This is a genomic window from Kribbella catacumbae DSM 19601 (assembly GCF_000372465.1).
In the GTDB taxonomy this organism is placed as follows: Bacteria; Actinomycetota; Actinomycetes; order Propionibacteriales; family Kribbellaceae; genus Kribbella; species Kribbella catacumbae.
Genome location: NZ_AQUZ01000085.1, coordinates 1 through 16,080 on the forward strand (window position 1 = coordinate 1; position 16,080 = coordinate 16,080).

Below are 16,080 nucleotides of genomic sequence, written 5' to 3' on the forward strand. Positions count from 1 at the left end.
ATCGCCGCGCATGGCCCGGATCTGCACGACGTACTCACTCAAGCGCTACAGGAAGGCTGGGCATTCGTCTGCCTGGACGGCACCCTGATTCCCTCCACCCGATGCAGCGCACCCTCGGAAGCCGGACACGATCTGTGGTACTCCGGAAAACACAAACAACATGGCGGCAACATCCAGGTCCTCACCGACCCGACCGGTTACCCCGAATGGACCTCCGAGGTCGAACCAGGCTCGACCCACGACATCACCGCCGCCCGGCAACACGCACTCCCCGCCCTGTACCCAGCAGCCTCCCAAGGCCTGCCGACCCTGACAGACAAGGGCTACGCCGGCGCCGGGATCGGCATCATGGTCCCGACCAAGGGCGGCAACCTCTGTCCCGACAACCAGACCCGCAACACCACGATCAGCATCCTGCGCGCACCCGCCGAAAGAGCAAACGCCCTTCTCAAACGCACCTGGAAAGCACTCGAACGCATCACCCTCGACCCCTGGCGAATCGGCACCATCACCACCGCCGCACTCGTCCTACTACACCTCCAACGCGGCACCCGGTGAGAAAACCTCAGTGGTGAGCTGAAGAGTCCTGAGCTTTCGATCGAAGACGAGATTCGGCGTCTTCTGCGCAGCCTGAATGGCGCCGACATCTTCGCGATCAGCCTATGGGAGTTGCCGCCAGGTAAGGACCTCGATCAGGTCAATCGCAAGACGTGGCCAGCCGAGTACATCCAATGTGCGGGGACTGCCGACCGGATGACTGTGGAGGTGAGGCGCTTGGAGTCCAAGCATGCCCACCAGTTTGTGATCGGATCGTCCGCGGTAGGTGATCCGGCGACAGACGTGATCCAGTGGGATGCTGGCAGACATTCGACCAAGGTCAGGCCGAGCGAGGTCATGGCGTGGGAGCACGCGGCCGAACTGTTCATCGCGTACTACGAAACCGGTGCGGTTCCATCGAGGTATCACTTGCGTGAGCTGTCATCGCAGTAGATCGGAGCCGTGGCAGCGACACGGCTGGCCGGCTACAAGATTCCTCCGGTCACCAAGATCCGGCCGAAGTACATAAAGGTGCTGCCGTGAGTGTGGAGTCCGTGCGTGCTGCATGGCTCGCCGCGTGGACTGATGCCGACGTCAGGGCGAGAGCTGGGAAGCAGTCTCAGGCCGTTGTCTTCGAGCTCTTCAAGATGTATAGATCGGCGCCGAGCGAGGATCGGCCGGTCCTGCATCTTCTGCAGGCGAAGGCCAAGCAGCTCCTCGCTCTGCCCTGCGGGAGCCGAACTCCATGGCTCCCAGTGCAAGGTTCAATCCGGTCGTGACCGGGAGCCAACAACCTGGAGCGCGCTCCAGGTCAACCCCAAGGACATCGGTACGCCGCTCTGCTCCAGGAAAGTCGTACAGTTAGACGTCTTTCCCGGAGGCGCGCGTGGACGAGCTACGCATCTGGCTTCTCGGCGGGTTTCGAGCCGCTGTGAACGGCCAGGAGTTGCCCGAGGCGGCTTGGCGGCTGCGCAAAGCGCGCGCGATCGTCAAGGTGCTCGCGCTGACACCCGGCCGACGCATACACCGCGAACGGCTCGCCGAGGCGCTGTGGCCCGGCCTGCCGGTCGCCGCGGCCGCCAACCAGTTGCGCAAGGCTCTGCACGAGGTCCGGCAGGTGTTGGGGGCCGACCGCGTCGGCTCCGTCGGGGACCAGTTGAGCCTGCACGCGGACTTCGTGGACGTCTCGGCGTTCGAGACTGCGGTTCTCGCCGCCCGCCGCTCCGGCGAGCCGGAGGCCTACCAGGCCGCGGTGGACCTTTACGGCGGAGACCTGCTCCCAGAGGACCGCTACGAGGAGTGGGCCGAACCCCACACCGACCGGTTGCGCCGCGAAGCCCACGAGTTGCTCGTCGAGTGGGCAGCTCTGCTGGAAGCGCGGGCCGACGTCGACGCGGCGATCGCCGCCCTGCGGCGGGTTCTGGCCGACGAACCCAGCCATGAGGAAGCTGGGGCGGCGCTGATGCGGCTGCAAGCACTCGCCGGTCGCCGGTCCGCGGCGATGGCCGAATACGACGCGCTGCGGCTGGCTCTGGACCGCGACCTCGGCGTGACTCCGAGCGCCGCGACCGAACGGCTCTACGCACAGATCCGGGCGGGTCGCATGACCCCACCCGAGTTAACCGCCGACCTGTGGCACCAGGTCGGCGACCTCCGCTCGGTTGCGGGCGACCTGCTCGGCGCACGGCTCGCCTACGAGTCGGCACTGGGGTCGGCGGCCGCGCCGGACCGGGCCCGGCTGCACCGGAAGGCGGCGAGCGCGCTGGTGATGTGCCACGACCCCGCCGCCGCGGAGCGTCACCTGCGCGCTGCGGGCGCCCAACCCGCCGACGCCGCCGAGCGGGCGCGGCTGCTCGATGTCCGGGCGAACTGGTTGTGCGAACTCGGGCGGCTCGACGACGCGCTGGCGACCGCCGAGGACGCGTTGGCGGCCGCGACCGAACACGGCACCACTCAGGACCTGGCCACCGTGAATGAGACCCTGGCCATCGTCCACCACTTCCGCGGCGACTGGCGTGAGGGCATGCACAGCGAGTTGCATCGCCTCGAACTCGACGACGATCAAGCTTTCGCCCGGATCTTCGACCTGCACCATTGCATTGGCCAGTATCACCTCTACGGGGACGACCTGTCCGCAGGAGTCGAGGACTACGCCCTGCGCACCCTCAACGCCGCGACCCAGCGGGGCGCGCTCCGGGCGCAGGCTTTCGCCTGGTGTCTGCTCGGCGAGTCACTGCTGCTGCACGGCCGTTGGGACGAGGCAGAAGGGTGCCTCGAACGAAGCGCCGAGATCCATGGCGAGCTCGGCCCGAACTCCGGTGCCCTGCCCTGGCAGCGGCTCGCGGAACTAGCGGCGGTCCGGGGCGACAGCGAGTCGGCCGCGGCGGCTTTGCGGCGCGGTATGGCGATCGCCGGGGTGTCCCCGCTCGCGCGGCACACCTGGGGGCGGCTGTACGCGACCGCGGCGCTGGACGCGGTCGAGCGCGGGTATCCGGAGGAAGCGCTTCGGGCCGTTCGCTCGGCGGCCGCCGCGGCGGCGCGCCACGGTGAGTGCCCTAGCTGCGCGGCGCTGCTCAACCCGATCGCGGCTGAGACCTGTGCCGCGCTCGGCGATGTCGCGTCGGCAGACCTGCACGCCGCCGCAGCCGAACGAGTCGCGGGCATGTTCGACAGTTCCGCTTGGCGGGCCATGGCCGAGACCGCCCGGGCCTCGGTCGACGCCGCCAAGGGCGAGTCGGCCGCGGCCCAGGAGCATTTCGCGGCGGGCGTTGCGCTGTACGGGCGGGCCCTGATGCCGTTCTGGGCCGCCCGGACCACGATGCAGGCCGCCCAGGTCGGGCCGGCCGCAGCAGGACAGTTGGACGCCGCGATCGAGGTCTTCGACCGCATCGGCGCGGTCCGGCGGCTGAGGAACGCTCAGGGAATGGCCGCTTTCTAGAGTCGGGCCAACCGACCTTGAAGGGAGCCGGACATGAACGGACAGCGTTACACCTCGGGCACCTGGCACGTGTCGCCGGGCAAAGCCGACGACTTCATTACCCGCTGGACCGAATTCACCACCTGGGCGCACTCCGCAGCACCGGGCGCACGGATGTTCCTGCTGCTGCGCGCGGCCGAGGCGCCCGACGAGTTCGTCTCGTACGGCGCGTGGGACAGCGACGAGAGCGTCGCGGCCTGGAAGTCGCGACCGGAGTTCGGCCGGTACTTCACGCGCTGCCGAGAACTTTGCGACGACTTCAGCGGTGTCGACTACACCCTGGCGTCCAGCGTGAACCTGATGGTGACGTCATGATTCGTGGTCTCGTGGCGGCGGCCGCGCGCTCCTGGTCATCCATCAACCATTAAAGCCGCCAGCCGGGGAAGTCCAGCATCAGCGGCTGCCATTTCGATCGACCAGGATGTCGAGACCGAGACCGAGACATAGGTCGTGCTGGGTTCTGCGGCGAGAGCTTGACGTTCAGATCGTGGTATCTGGCGCCGGGGTGGTGCGGAGCAGGGTGACTGTGTGCTGCAGTTTGGTTTCGTCGAGTCTTTCGCCGAAGCAGCGGGCGAGGGCGGCTTTGAGGAGGTCGGTGATCTGGGTCTGGGAGAGGCGGGTCAGGTCGCCGTCGACGGGGTCGGCCATCACGAGGAACTCGTGGATCACGTCGTTGTACTCGCCGGGGTTGTTCGGGTAGACGACGTCGTACGGGTCGGCCTGTTCGAGGGCGCTGGCCAGGCGCTGGTAGAGGTCCGGGAAGCGACGTTGCAGTAGCCGGCGGACGAGTTTGGACTCGGCGGCGGATTCGAGGTCCCAGAACGGTCGTCTTCCTGGCCAGCGCGGGTCGTGGTTGCTGTCGAGATGGTCGCGGACGAAGGTGAGCGCCTCGGCCAAGGGGTAGGGATCGCTGATGGTCGTCTCGACGGTGGCGCCGAGGGCGAGGAACTCGAGTTCGACGTAGTGCTCGCCGGGCGGCTGCTGCCAGGAGCTGACGTAAGCGAGGTTCGCGGAGGAACAGCAGGATGCTGTCGTCCTTGTCATCAGCGAGGTTCATCGGCTGCGATCCTCAGCGGCGAAGGGGTGGGTGGACGTCCCCGATGATCATCTCTTAGGTGCGCTCGGGCTAGTGGATTTGGCTGGGGTGCGCGGCGGGCAGGAAGTAAGGCTCGCCTAAGGTGTGGGGATGGTTGGTGGGCGGGTGGGGCGGCTGGTGGGGTTGGGGCTGCTTGTTCTGGTGGTGTTCGGGGCGAGTCTGGCGTTGGGGGCTCGATGGTTGGGGGTGGGGGCGGTTTGGCATGCGCTCACTGAGGCGAGTGGGTCTGATGCGGATGTGATCGTCAGGAGTCTGCGGTTGCCGCGGACGACGGTGGCAGTGTTGGTGGGGGCCTGTCTGGGGGTCGCGGGTGCGTTGATGCAGGGGCATACCAGGAATGCGCTGGCGGAGCCGGGGATTTTCGGGGTTAGTGCGGGGGCCGCGTTGGCGGTGGTGCTGGGGTTGCAAATCGGAGTGGTCGAGTCGGTCGGGTCGACCGTGTGGTGTGCATTGATCGGCGCTCTGATCGCCACCTTCGGGGTGCAGCGGTTGGCGTCGCGGGGGAGTGGGGCGTCGCCGGTGGGGTTGGCGTTGACGGGGGCCGCTGTGGCTGCGTTGCTGGGGGCAATGACGTCAGCGATCGTGTTGCTGGACGCGAACACCCTTGATGGGTACAGGTTCTGGGCTGTCGGGTCAGTGGCCGGGCGCGGGTTTGATGTCGCTGGTCAGGTGTTGCCGTTCGCGGCAGTCGGGTTGGTGCTGGCAGCAATCAACGCGCGTGATCTGGATTTGCTTGCCCTGGGCGACGATGTCGCGGCTGGTCTTGGGCTGTCGATCAGAAGGGCCAGGCTCGTCGGGCTGCTCGCGATCGGCCTGCTGACCGCCGCTGGGGTGGCTGCCTGTGGGCCGATCGGGTTCCTCGGCCTGCTCGCCGGTCACGTCGCCAGAAGGATCTTCGGCGCCCGCAACAGTTGGCTGATCCCCGCGTCCGCCCTGATCGGAGCTGCCGCCCTGGTCACCGCGGACCTGGTCGGCCGGCTCGTCGGTGGAGCCGGTGAGGTGCAGGCGGGCGTAGTACTGGGCGTCGTCGGCGCGCCCCTGTTCGTGATGGTCGTCCGGCGCCGGGCGGTCGTCCTGTGAACCCACGCACGCTCGTACTGAGTGCTGCCTGTGCCCTGTTGGCCATAGCGCTCGCCCTGGTCAGCCTCAGCGTCGGTACGACGAAACTCCCCGTGGCTGACGTCGTCCAGGCCCTGCTGGGTGGCGGTGACGGCGGCACCCGCTTGATCGTGCTGGAACTCAGGCTGCCGCGGGTAGCGACCGGCCTACTCGTAGGAATCGCCTTCGCAGTGTCTGGCGCCCTCCTCCAGACCCTGTCGCGCAACGCGCTTGCCAGCCCCGACATCGTCGGCGTCAACTCGGGCGCCTCGGCCGCGGCTGTCACCGTGATCGTCCTGGCCGGTACCGGCGGCGGCAACATCTCCGGCGTCGCCGCCCGAGTCGGCATCCCCCTGGCGGCGATCATCGGCGGCCTGGCCGCTACCGCCATCGTAGGAGTTCTTTCGATCCAGCGTGGCGTCATCGACGCCGGCCGGATCGTCCTGATCGGTGTCGGCGTGGCGGCAGCCGCGAACTCGATAGTGGCCTGGCTCCTGGTGATCGGAGACGTCACGGATGCCGGCCGCGCCGCCGCCTGGCTTGCGGGCTCTCTGAACGCCCGCACCTGGTCCGACGCAATCCCGGTCGGTTTGGCCGTCCTCCTCCTCTTGCCGGTGGCAGTGGCCTTCAACCGCGACCTCGACGCACTAGTGCTCGGTGACGACGTCGCATCCTCACTAGGCGTACGCGTCTCCCGTGTGCGCATCGCCCTGCTCGTCATCGCCACCGTGCTGGCCGCCATGGCCACCTCCGGTGCCGGTCCGATCGCTTTTGTCGCACTAGTGGCTCCACAGATCGCCCAGCGGCTAGCGAAGACAGAACGCCCACCACTCCTCAGTACTGCGCTACTAGGCGCCCTCTTCGTCACAGCAGCAGACCTGGTCGCCCGCAACGGCCTCGAAGTACTGCAAGTCGGTCCGTACGAACTCCCGGTCGGCGTAGTCACAGCAGCAGCCGGAGCACCGTACCTGCTCCATCTCATCGGTCGTCAGCAGAAGGGACGGTGACCCCGTGTTCGTAGAGAACCTGACCCTCGCGTACAGCGGCGACAAGCCGGTCGTGTCCGGTCTCACCCTGGAGGTGCCGAGCGGCCGACTGACGGCCATCGTCGGCCCCAACGGCTCCGGCAAGTCGACGCTGCTGCGTGGCATGAGTCGGCTGATGGCACCGCAGGGCGGACGCGTACTGCTCGACGGCAAGGACATCCACCAGCTACCGGCCCGTGAACTCGCCCGCCAGCTGGGCATCCTGCCGCAGGGCCCTGTCACGCCCGAGGGGATCACTGCGGCCGAGCTGGTCTCCAGAGGCCGCCACCCGTACCGCGGGTTGTTCGCACGCCTTACCTCCGACGACCAGAGCGCCATCGACGAGGCACTGGCCGCGGTCGAGCTGGAGGAGCTCAAGGACCGCCCTGTCGACCAACTGTCCGGCGGGCAGCGGCAGCGGGTGTGGATCGCGATGGTGCTGGCCCAGGGCACTCCACACCTGCTCCTGGACGAGCCGACGACGTATCTGGATCTAGCCCACGCAGTAGACGTCATGAACGTCGTCCACGCCGCAGCGCACACCTCTGGTCGCACAGTGGTCGTAGTACTGCACGACCTGACCCTTGCAGCGCAGTACGCCGATCACTTGGTCGTCATGGGCAACGGTGAGATCGCCGCAGAGGGCCACCCGGTAGACGTGTTGAGCGCCGAGCTGCTGCACGAGGTGTTCGGCCTGCGGGCAACGGTGGTGGAGGTCGGGGGAGCGCCTGTGGTGGTCCCGGACCGTAGGCTGGCTGTATGACGTACACCGCGAGGCGCCTCGCGGACATGCTGGACGGGGAGGTGTCCTGGCTGTCCGTCCGTACTGCGTCCGCAGTGCCCGGCCCCGAGTGGATCTCCTGCGCCGAGCTCCTCAACGAGCAGCTGGCAGGCGGCGATCCGACGTACGGGTGGCGGAAGGCGCTGCTGGACGACTACGGGCGCGAGTACAACATCGAGCCGCCTCTGCAGGTCGCCGCCATGTTCGTGCTGCTGTGGTACGTCTCCGTGCCGTCCATGATCGCGGGAATCTCCACTGCTCTGACAGGCGTCTCGCCAGACGTGTCACCCGAGGCACTGGCCTTCAGACGGCACCCGACGGCGCACTACCCGACCGATGTCGCCCTGCTGTCGGACAAGGTGGTTTCGCTCGAAGAGGCGGTCGTGCAGGTCGACGAGCACACCAAGGCCTTCACCGACTCGTACCGGCCAGGGGTGAAGCTGAGTTCGCTCCAGCGCCGAGGCGCGGTCGAGGACGAGCTCCGCGGCGCCTTCAAGGTCCCAGAGGAGGCTGTGCACGCCGCAACTGCCGCCGAGGCGTTCGGCATCCGTCTCGACCAGGAGATCCGTACGTCGTGCTGCTTCTTCTACGCACTCCCCAACGTCAAAGCCTGCGGCGGCTGCCCCCGCGTCAAAGCCTGAAAACCTCAGGCGTGGACTCAGAGCCGGTCACCAGATCGCGAAGGTAGCGCGCTACCAGCGGCACGAACTTGAACCCTTCGCCGTGGAACCCGGCCGCCACGCTGATCGGCCCGCGCCGGTCGATCACGAAATCCCCGCGCTCGGTGTTGTCGTAGAGGCAACTGATCGCCTCCGACCGCGTCACGTCCAACCCTGGGAACCACTCCCGGACATAGGCGACCAACGCCGCGTCCCGAGCGGGCTCGACCTGGAAATCCCGCTGATCGAGCGAGATCACCGGGCCGGACGCGTGCATCCCGACCTTCACGCCGCGCCCCTCCTCGAACACCCCGTACGCCCGGACGCGCCGATCCACGAAGACCGGCCACTGCGCGGACGCATCCACCGGCGCGAAGAACCGCGGCTGCTCCTGGGACGCCGAGATCGCCGGCACCTCGAGAGCACCGGCAAGGACCCGAGCTGTCCAAGGCCCAGCCGTCACCACCAACTGACGACCCCGTACTGCGCCCGCAGCGGTCTCGACCTCGACACCGTCCCCGGCAACCCGTACTCCGGTCGCCGCGCACTGCGGGCGGAACTCCACCCCCAGTGAACGAGCAGATGCCCGGATCGCAGTCAATGCTTGCTCAGCAAGCGCCCGGCCCGACCAGGGCTGGTACAGCACCTTGGAGGAGAACCGCATCCCCGGCCAGCGCTCAGTAGCAGCCTCTGGCGCCAGTACGTCGTACGGGACTCCGTGTCGCGCGAGCAGCGCCGCAGACTCGCGTACCCGCCGCTCGTCGAGACCGTGGTCGACACCGCCGACCGGATCCAGCATCTGCACGCCGGTCTCGCTCTCCAGCTCCTCCCACAGAGCCCGCGCCCGTGCAGCCCGGAGTAGCTCGCCCTCGTCGTCGATGGCGAGCCGGAAGAGTCTGGTGCCGCCATGCGACCCGCCGCGGTCGTGCCCGAGCTCGTACTGCTCCAGCACGAGCACCTCACGGCCGGCGGCCGCGAGAGCACGAGCCGCAGCCGAGCCCATCGCTCCGGCTCCGATCACGACGACGTCGTAGGTCTGCATGGCTCCTTCCTACCCGACACTGGACCTTCGACGGTGGTTTGAGGGATTGTTCTGGACTGCTCCGGAACCCACAGTGACTCCAAGTCGGGGAAGTCGAGACTGTGGAGGTCGAACAAGACTCTGTATCACTGGTGGTGGGACCAGCGGACCGGCAAGGTGACCTGGGAGGACCTCGGTGGTGAGGCGCACGCTGACCCGGTTGGTTTCGCATTCGCCGATCAGCACCAATATTTCGCTCAGAGCGGAACGAACACGCTCCACCACTGGTGGTGGACCCCGCAGGACGGCTGGCATCGCAACGACTGGGGCGGGAGCGTGAAATACCCCGGCTGAGCAGGGAACCGAAAACTGTCGGAGCCGCCCGGCACGATGTCGATCATGAATTCGACACCGTTCCGGGCGGCCCCCATGTCACCGAGGGGTAACCCACTATCAGTTGTCCGGCCCGATGGCCGCGGATAGGTTCGTTGACGTGACCGCGTCCCGCGAGTTTCCGGCGACGACCCCGATCGGCTCCCGCGTGGAGGCTGAGGGTTACGTCGCGATGGTTTGTTTCAAGCACGGTCCTCCACAACTCCACGGCGTCGAGCTGGAGTGGACGGTGCACCATGCGGATGATCTGCACCGGCCCCTCGATGCCGCTCAACTCAGCAATGCCCTGGGCGTGCATGCGCCCGCGACCCTGGTCCGCGGCAGTCCACAGCTGCCGCTGAACCGGGGTTCTCTGGTCACGGTGGAGCCGGGTGGCCAGGTAGAGATCTCCGGCCCCGCCTCGGCCTCCGTGCCCAGGCTGATCGAGGACACCGCCGCCGACGCCGCGGAGCTCACCTCCCTGCTCGCCGCCGAAGGCCTGAGACCAGGTCAGTTCGGCCTCGACGCCTTCCGCCCGCCGCGTCGCATCCTGACCGTTCCCCGGTACGCCGCCATGGAGCGCGCCTTCGCGCAGCTCGGCCCGCATGGCCCGCGGATGATGTGCAGCACGGCCGGCTTGCAGGTCTGCCTGGATGCGGGCGAGGCCGACCAGACGGCGTTGCGCTGGCGAGCGCTGCATGATTTCGGTCCAGCCTTGGTCGGGTTGTTCGCCAACTCGCGGAGACGCGAGGGCTCTGACACCGGGTGGGCTTCCGCCCGGACCGAAGCCACCTTCGGCACCTGCGCCCCCTTCACCGAGCCGCCACCCCTCGACGGTGATCCAGCCGAGGCCTGGGCCCGTACTGCGATGGACGCGCCCGTGCTCTGCCTGCGTCGAGGCGACAACTGGGACGCCCCACCCGGACTGACCTTCGGCGCCTGGGCGGACGGTGCCCTCGACGGCAGCAACCTGGCAGGCCGGCCCGGCGCGAATCCGGGCGACGGGAATACGGGCGACGGGGAGCCGCCTGGCGACAGGCCGACGTACGCGGACCTGGACTATCACTTGTCGACGCTGTTCCCGCCGGTGCGGCCGCGCGGGTACTTGGAGGTGCGCTACCTCGACGCCCAGTCAGGTGACGGCTGGATCGCGCCGACCCTGTTGCTGTCCGCGTTGATGTCCGACCCGGCCGTCACCGACCAGGCGCTGGCCGCTGCCGCACCGGCAGCCGGGCGCTGGTTTCCCGCCGCGCGCGAAGGGCTGGACGACAAGCCGGTCCTGCAGGCCGCCCGCGACCTGGTCGCGCTGGCCACCACGAACTTGAGCCGCATCGGAGTTGATCAGGACCTGATCACCGAGGTCGGCGACCGACTGCACTGCATCGTCGACGACACCCACAGAAGGCGAGCATCATGACCCACCAGTTGTCCGAGCTGACCGCGGAGGAGCTGCGGTCGTTCGTCGCCGAGCAACTCGAACGCTCGCGCGGCCGGACCGTTCAGCTCACCGACGCGGTCGATACCGACGACCTGGTCCGGCAGCACTCCAAACTGATGTCGCCGCTGGTCTGGGACTACGCGCACATCGGCAACCAGGAAGAGCTCTGGCTGGTTCGCGACGTCGGCGGCCGCGAACCGGTCCGGCAGGACATCGACGAGCTGTACGACGCGTTCATGCACGCCCGCTCCGATCGCCCGTCGCTGCCGCTGCTCGGTCCGGCCGAGACCAGGCAGTACGTCGTGGAGGTGCGCGACAAGGTCCTCGATGTGCTCGACCACGTGAAGTTCCAGGGCGGCGAACTGCTCGACAACGCCTTCGCCTTCGGCATGATCGTGCAGCACGAGCAGCAACACGACGAGACCATGCTCGCGACGCATCAGCTCCGGACGGGCACCCCGGTGCTCGACGCGCCCGCGCCTCCGCCCGGCCGACGGCTGGCCACGCCTGAGGTGCTGGTGCCCGGTGGCATCTTCGAGATGGGGACGTCGATCGAGCCGTGGGCGCTGGACAACGAGCGACCGGCCCACCCGGTGCACGTCGCGCCGTACGTGATCGACACGGCGCCGGTGAGCAACGGCGACTACCTGAAGTTCGTCACCGGTGGCGGCTATCAGGATCCGCGGTGGTGGTCCGAGGCCGGCTGGGCCCATGTACAGAAGGCTTCGCTGGTTGCGCCGCGGTTCTGGGAGCTTGAGGACGGCAACTGGCTGCGGACGCGATTCGGGCATCGGGAGCTGCTGCCGCTCGACGAGCCTGTGATGCACGCCTGCTTCTACGAGGCCGAGGCGTATGCGAAATGGGCGGGCAAGCGGCTGCCGACCGAGGAAGAGTGGGAGTTCGCGGCGCGATTCGACCCGGAGACCGGGCGGACGCGGCGCTTTCCCTGGGGCGACGAGAGCCCGGGGCCGCAGCACGCGAACCTCGGGCAGCGGCACCTGCGGCCAGCGCCGATCGGGGCGTACCCGGCAGGCGCGTCGCCACTCGGTGTCGAGCAGCTGATCGGCGACGTCTGGGAGTGGACCAGCAGCGACTTCAAGCCGTACCCGGGGTTCCGAGCCTTCCCGTACGACGAGTACTCGCTGGTGTTCTTCGGTAGCGACTACAAGATGTTGCGGGGTGGCTCGTTCGGCACGGACGAGGTGGTCGCGCGGAGCACGTTCCGGAACTGGGACTACCCGATCCGCCGCCAGATCTTCGCCGGCTTCCGCTGCGCCCGAGATCCCCGTCCGGAAGAGCTGGGCTGATGTGCCGGCACCTTGCCTACCTGGGCCCGCCGGTTTCGCTCGCTTCGCTGGTCCTGGATCCGCCGCGCTCGCTATATCGACAGAGCTGGGCCCCTTCCGACATGCGCGGCGGTGGCTCGGTCAACGCGGACGGCTTCGGCATCGGCTGGTACGTCGACGGCTCCGTGGTCCGGTATCGGCGGAGTGTGCCGATCTGGGCCGACGAGTCGCTGCCGGGGCTGGCTTCGTCGATCAGGTCCGGCGCCGTGCTGGCCGCAGTACGGAATGGGACGGTCGGGTCGCCGTTGACGGAGTCGGCGGTCGCGCCGTTCACCAGGGACCAGTGGTTGTTCAGCCACAACGGCCTGATCAGCGGCTGGCCCGGCTCGGTGACCAAACTCGCCGAGTCGCTGCCCGTCTCCGAACTGCTCACCCTCGACGCCCCGATGGACTCCGCCCTCCTGTGGGCCCTGATCCAAGACCGCCTGTACTCCGGTGCGCCTGCCGCCGAGTCGGTCGCATCGGTCGTGCGCGACGTCGCCGCCGCGGCGCCTGACTCCCGGCTCAACGTCCTGCTCACCGATGGGGAGCAGATCGTTGCGACCACCTGGACGCATTCGCTCTGGGTCCGGCGAACAACCAATTCGGTAGCGGTCAGCTCCGAGCCCTGGACCGACACCGGCTGGGAGCAGGTCCCCGACCATTCATTGCTTCTAGCAACCAAAAGCACGCTAGCCGTCACCCCTTTGATGGAAGGACGATAGTGACCTCGATCGACATCCACCTGACCCCGGACTACGCCTCTCGCGCGCTGCGGGAGGACGCCCGGGCCGGGCTGACGGCTGAGCCGAAGTGGCTCGCGCCGAAGTGGTTCTATGACGCGCGCGGCAGCGACCTGTTCGAGGAGATCACCCGGCTGCCGGAGTACTACCCGACCCGCGCGGAGCGGGAGATCCTCCAGGCCCGCTCCGGCGAGATCGCGGAGCTGACCGGCGCGCATACCTTGGTCGAGCTCGGCTCCGGCTCGTCGGAGAAGACCCGGCTGCTGCTCAACGGGCTGCGCGACCACGGCACGCTGTCGACGTTCGTCCCGCTCGACGTCTCGGAATCGGCGCTGCGCGACGCGGCCGCCGCCATCAACACCGACTACCCGGGCCTGACCGTGCACGGCGTCGTCGGCGACTTCACCGCACACCTCGACAAGCTCCCCGGCGAGGCTCCGCGCGTGGTCGCGTTCCTCGGCGGCACGATCGGCAACCTGCTGCCCGCCGAACGCGCCGACTTCTTCCACTCCGTCCGCGAGGTCCTAGAGCCAGGGGAGTGGCTGCTGCTCGGCACGGACCTGGTGAAGGACCCGGCCACCCTCGTCGCGGCGTACGACGACAGCGCGGGGGTGACGGCCGAGTTCAACCGGAACGTACTGCGGGTGCTGAACCGCCAACTCGGCGCGGACTTCGACGTCGAGTCGTTCAGCCACCGCGCGATCTGGGACCCGGAGAACGAATGGATTGAGATGCACCTGCGCGCCGACCGGGCGATGCGGGTGCTGATCCCGGAGATCGGCCTCGAGGTCGACTTCGCCGAGGGAGAGGAACTCAGCACCGAGGTCTCCGCCAAATTCCACCAGCACGGCGTCGAAGCCGAACTGGACAAGGCCGGCTTCACCCCCGCCGCCTGGTGGACCGACACCGAAGCCCGCTTCGCCCTCTCCCTCTGGCAAGCCACCTGACCCAAGGGACAGCGAGCTAGTCCCCAAGCCCGTTGGCTAAGCGGTTCGGGGAGGTGCCTCGCCGGGGCTGCCCGCCGCAGGCAGGCGCACGGAAGCCGAAGGCGGCGTCGATGCCCGGCGCGACCGCGGGGATGGCGGCGCCCGGCGCGACCGCGCGGACGGCTGCGCACGCACGCCCCGTCCCCGATGGCCCGACACGCCGGGGGAAGCGTTTGCTGACCGGAGTTGGGTATGCGTGGGCGTCCGGCCCTCCCGGGCGTTGTACCCAGGGGGTCTCGTCGTCGCCACCGGAAGGTGTTCAAGCCCACCAGTGGTGGGCTTGAACACCTTGGCGACAAAGAAGTTGGCCCGGGGCGCAGCCGATGGGGGTGGTGGATGAGTCCGTCTAGTGCTGCGTACCGGCGTACTCGACCAAGCCGAGCCAGCGGGCGGGCCGACCCAGCCGGGCGGGCCAGCCGGGCGGGGCGGGCGCCGCCCATCCACGGCTGGTACGCCGGATTGCGGAGTGCCGATGGCCGGTTCTGGTGCCGATGGCGCGCTGTATAGCAGGTTATTGGTCGGCCAAGGCGCTATCGACCGGACCGGCACGCCGCGAGTCGTCTAGCCAGCGCGCCGATTCACCCACCCACGCCGTACCTCGCCGATCGGGCCGTCGCCGTACCTCGCCGGACCCGACCGCCCCACCTCGTCGGGCCCCGCCGTCGCCAAGGTGTCCTTGGCGAAGCGACGGGCCCACCCAATTGACCAGCTTGGGACTAGCCCTGGGACTTGATCAGGTCGTTGATCTTGCCGACGTAGGTCTGCAGGTCGGAGGTCGGCTTCTTGCCGTTGAGGATGGGTTGCCAGTACGCCGTTGTCAGGTCGACCACCTGGGAGGCCCACTGGGTGGTGAAGCGCACGCCGACCGTCTTTTCGGCGGCGAGGTCGGCCTTGACCGTGTCGACGACTGTGTTCTGTCCTGCCTTGGTCAAAGCACTGAAGTAACTCTCCTGCGCAGGCGTGTACGCCGGGGGCGCGACTGGCGAGGCCGGCAGGACGGCGTCCCAGACCTTCGTGTTGATGTACTCGAGCACCTTGTAGGTCGCGTCTTCATCGCCGGTGTACTCCGGCGTGCAGATGCCGACCGAGTCGTACAGCGTCGTCGGCGTGTTCACCTGCGGGAACGGCGCGAACCCGTACTTGATCTTCGGCTTGTCGGTCTGGAACCCGGCGGCCAGCCACTGCCCGCCGAACATCATCGGCACCTTGCCGCCGGAGAACAGCGCCGGCACGTTCGACGCGTCGTACCCGGGTGGCGCCACCGCACCCGACTTGATCGCCGCGGCGAGCTTCTCCACGCCCTCGGTGTACTTGTCGTCGATCTCCGCCTTGGTCGGATGGTTCACGTTGTCCGTGAAAGCCGCGCCGCCCGCCGACACGGAGTACATGCTCATCGTGAACGGTCCGTCCGCCCCGGTGAGCTGATCCGCGACCAGCCCGTACTTCGCTCCGCCCTTGTTCGCGAGCTTGCCGGCGGCGGAGTACATGTCGTCCCAGCTCCAGCCGGCCTTGGGCTCGGGGATGCCGGCGGCCTTGAAGGCGTCGGCGTTGTACCAGACGCCATAGGTGTTCATCAGCGACGGCAGGCCGCCCATCAGCCCATCGCCGGTCTTCCAGTTCGTCATCGCGGAGCCGACGAACTTGTCCGCCTTGAAGTCGCCGTCACCGTCCTCGATCTTCTTCGACCAGTCGACCAGCAGGCCCTGCGAGGTGTACTGCTGCTCGGTGTCGTTACCGCACCAGAACAGGTCGGGCAGCTTCTTGGCCTGGGTGAGCGACGCGAGCTTGTCGCCGTACCCGCCGCTCGGGGTGTCGATCAGTTGCACCTTGATCTGGTCGTCCTTGAAGCCCTCGAGGGCCTTCTTGATGGCGGTGTTCGTCTCGGGGGACTCCCATGTCATCACGGTTACGGTGACCGGTCCGCCGGACTTGCCGCCGGAGTCCGATCCGCCGCAGGCAGCCGTTGCCGTCAGCAACCCCGCGCAGGCGAGGGAGGTACCGATGATCCTGTTCACTGTTGTG

At 68.1% G+C, this 16,080-nt stretch carries 15 protein-coding genes; 12 read left to right on the forward strand and 3 right to left on the reverse strand.

Annotation, left to right across the window (positions count from 1 at the left end):
• The 3 genes from A3ES_RS0142850 to A3ES_RS0142870 form a co-directional block, all read left to right on the forward strand.
• Positions 1–558, forward strand: a 558-nt coding sequence (locus A3ES_RS0142850; protein WP_020393011.1) for a transposase family protein, incomplete at its 5' end; no start/stop codon positions are given.
• Between the two features lie 865 nt (positions 559–1,423).
• Positions 1,424–3,475, forward strand: coding sequence for an AfsR/SARP family transcriptional regulator (locus A3ES_RS50405; RefSeq protein WP_020393013.1), 2,052 nt, complete (start codon positions 1,424–1,426; stop codon positions 3,473–3,475).
• A 33-nt stretch (positions 3,476–3,508) separates the two neighbouring features.
• Complete coding sequence (locus A3ES_RS0142870; RefSeq protein WP_020393014.1) at positions 3,509–3,829, forward strand: putative quinol monooxygenase; 321 nt, start codon at positions 3,509–3,511, stop codon at positions 3,827–3,829.
• A gap of 165 nt (positions 3,830–3,994) precedes the next feature.
• Here the strand turns inward: A3ES_RS0142870 and A3ES_RS51995 are convergent, their stop codons facing one another.
• On the reverse strand, positions 3,995–4,558 hold the full coding sequence (locus A3ES_RS51995; RefSeq protein ID WP_020393015.1) for a hypothetical protein: 564 nt from the start codon (positions 4,556–4,558) through the stop codon (positions 3,995–3,997).
• Positions 4,559–4,700: 142 nt separating this feature from the next.
• On the opposite strand from A3ES_RS51995, the gene A3ES_RS0142880 reads away from it, so the two are divergent.
• The 4 genes from A3ES_RS0142880 to A3ES_RS0142895 are packed head-to-tail and all read left to right on the forward strand — an operon-like array spanning position 4,701 to position 8,155.
• A complete protein-coding gene (locus A3ES_RS0142880) occupies positions 4,701–5,690 on the forward strand; it encodes a FecCD family ABC transporter permease (RefSeq protein WP_020393016.1) in 990 nt (329 codons plus the stop codon).
• Positions 5,687–6,715 (forward strand): FecCD family ABC transporter permease, encoded by a 1,029-nt coding sequence (locus A3ES_RS0142885; RefSeq protein WP_020393017.1) that lies wholly within the window; start codon positions 5,687–5,689, stop codon positions 6,713–6,715. The genes A3ES_RS0142880 and A3ES_RS0142885 overlap by 4 nt, the downstream gene beginning before the upstream one ends.
• 4 nt (positions 6,716–6,719) lie before the next feature.
• Positions 6,720–7,496 (forward strand): ABC transporter ATP-binding protein, encoded by a 777-nt coding sequence (locus tag A3ES_RS0142890; protein ID WP_020393018.1) that lies wholly within the window; start codon positions 6,720–6,722, stop codon positions 7,494–7,496.
• Entirely contained in the window at positions 7,493–8,155 is a 663-nt protein-coding gene (locus tag A3ES_RS0142895; protein ID WP_020393019.1) for a (2Fe-2S)-binding protein, read from the forward strand. Before A3ES_RS0142890 ends, A3ES_RS0142895 begins: the two co-directional genes overlap by 4 nt.
• On the opposite strand, the gene A3ES_RS0142900 is transcribed toward A3ES_RS0142895, so the two are convergent.
• Positions 8,145–9,215 carry an FAD-dependent oxidoreductase gene (locus A3ES_RS0142900; protein WP_020393020.1) on the reverse strand — a complete coding sequence of 357 codons (1,071 nt, stop codon included), beginning with the start codon at positions 9,213–9,215 and terminating at the stop codon, positions 8,145–8,147. The two genes, A3ES_RS0142895 and A3ES_RS0142900, sit on opposite strands and share 11 nt — an antisense overlap.
• Positions 9,216–9,335: 120 nt before the next feature.
• On the opposite strand from A3ES_RS0142900, the gene A3ES_RS57360 reads away from it, so the two are divergent.
• The 5 genes from A3ES_RS57360 to egtD all read left to right on the forward strand — a co-directional run bounded on the left by A3ES_RS57360 (position 9,336) and on the right by egtD (position 14,019).
• Positions 9,336–9,548, forward strand: coding sequence for a hypothetical protein (locus A3ES_RS57360; RefSeq protein WP_420323167.1), 213 nt, complete (start codon positions 9,336–9,338; stop codon positions 9,546–9,548).
• Between the two features lie 139 nt (positions 9,549–9,687).
• Positions 9,688–10,983: a glutamate-cysteine ligase family protein gene (locus A3ES_RS0142910; protein ID WP_020393022.1), complete on the forward strand. Its 1,296-nt coding sequence runs from the start codon at positions 9,688–9,690 to the stop codon at positions 10,981–10,983.
• Positions 10,980–12,311: an ergothioneine biosynthesis protein EgtB gene (gene egtB / locus A3ES_RS0142915; protein ID WP_020393023.1), complete on the forward strand. Its 1,332-nt coding sequence runs from the start codon at positions 10,980–10,982 to the stop codon at positions 12,309–12,311. Before A3ES_RS0142910 ends, egtB begins: the two co-directional genes overlap by 4 nt.
• A complete protein-coding gene (gene egtC, locus A3ES_RS0142920) occupies positions 12,311–13,054 on the forward strand; it encodes an ergothioneine biosynthesis protein EgtC (protein WP_026163731.1) in 744 nt (247 codons plus the stop codon). The genes egtB and egtC overlap by 1 nt, the downstream gene beginning before the upstream one ends.
• The gene (gene egtD / locus A3ES_RS0142925; protein ID WP_020393025.1) at positions 13,054–14,019 is read left to right on the forward strand and encodes an L-histidine N(alpha)-methyltransferase; all 966 of its coding nucleotides are present in this window, start codon (positions 13,054–13,056) and stop codon (positions 14,017–14,019) included. Before egtC ends, egtD begins: the two co-directional genes overlap by 1 nt.
• 755 nt (positions 14,020–14,774) lie before the next feature.
• On the opposite strand, the gene A3ES_RS0142930 is transcribed toward egtD, so the two are convergent.
• Entirely contained in the window at positions 14,775–16,073 is a 1,299-nt protein-coding gene (locus tag A3ES_RS0142930) for an ABC transporter substrate-binding protein (RefSeq protein WP_020393026.1), read from the reverse strand.
• Positions 16,074–16,080: the final 7 nt, after the last annotated feature.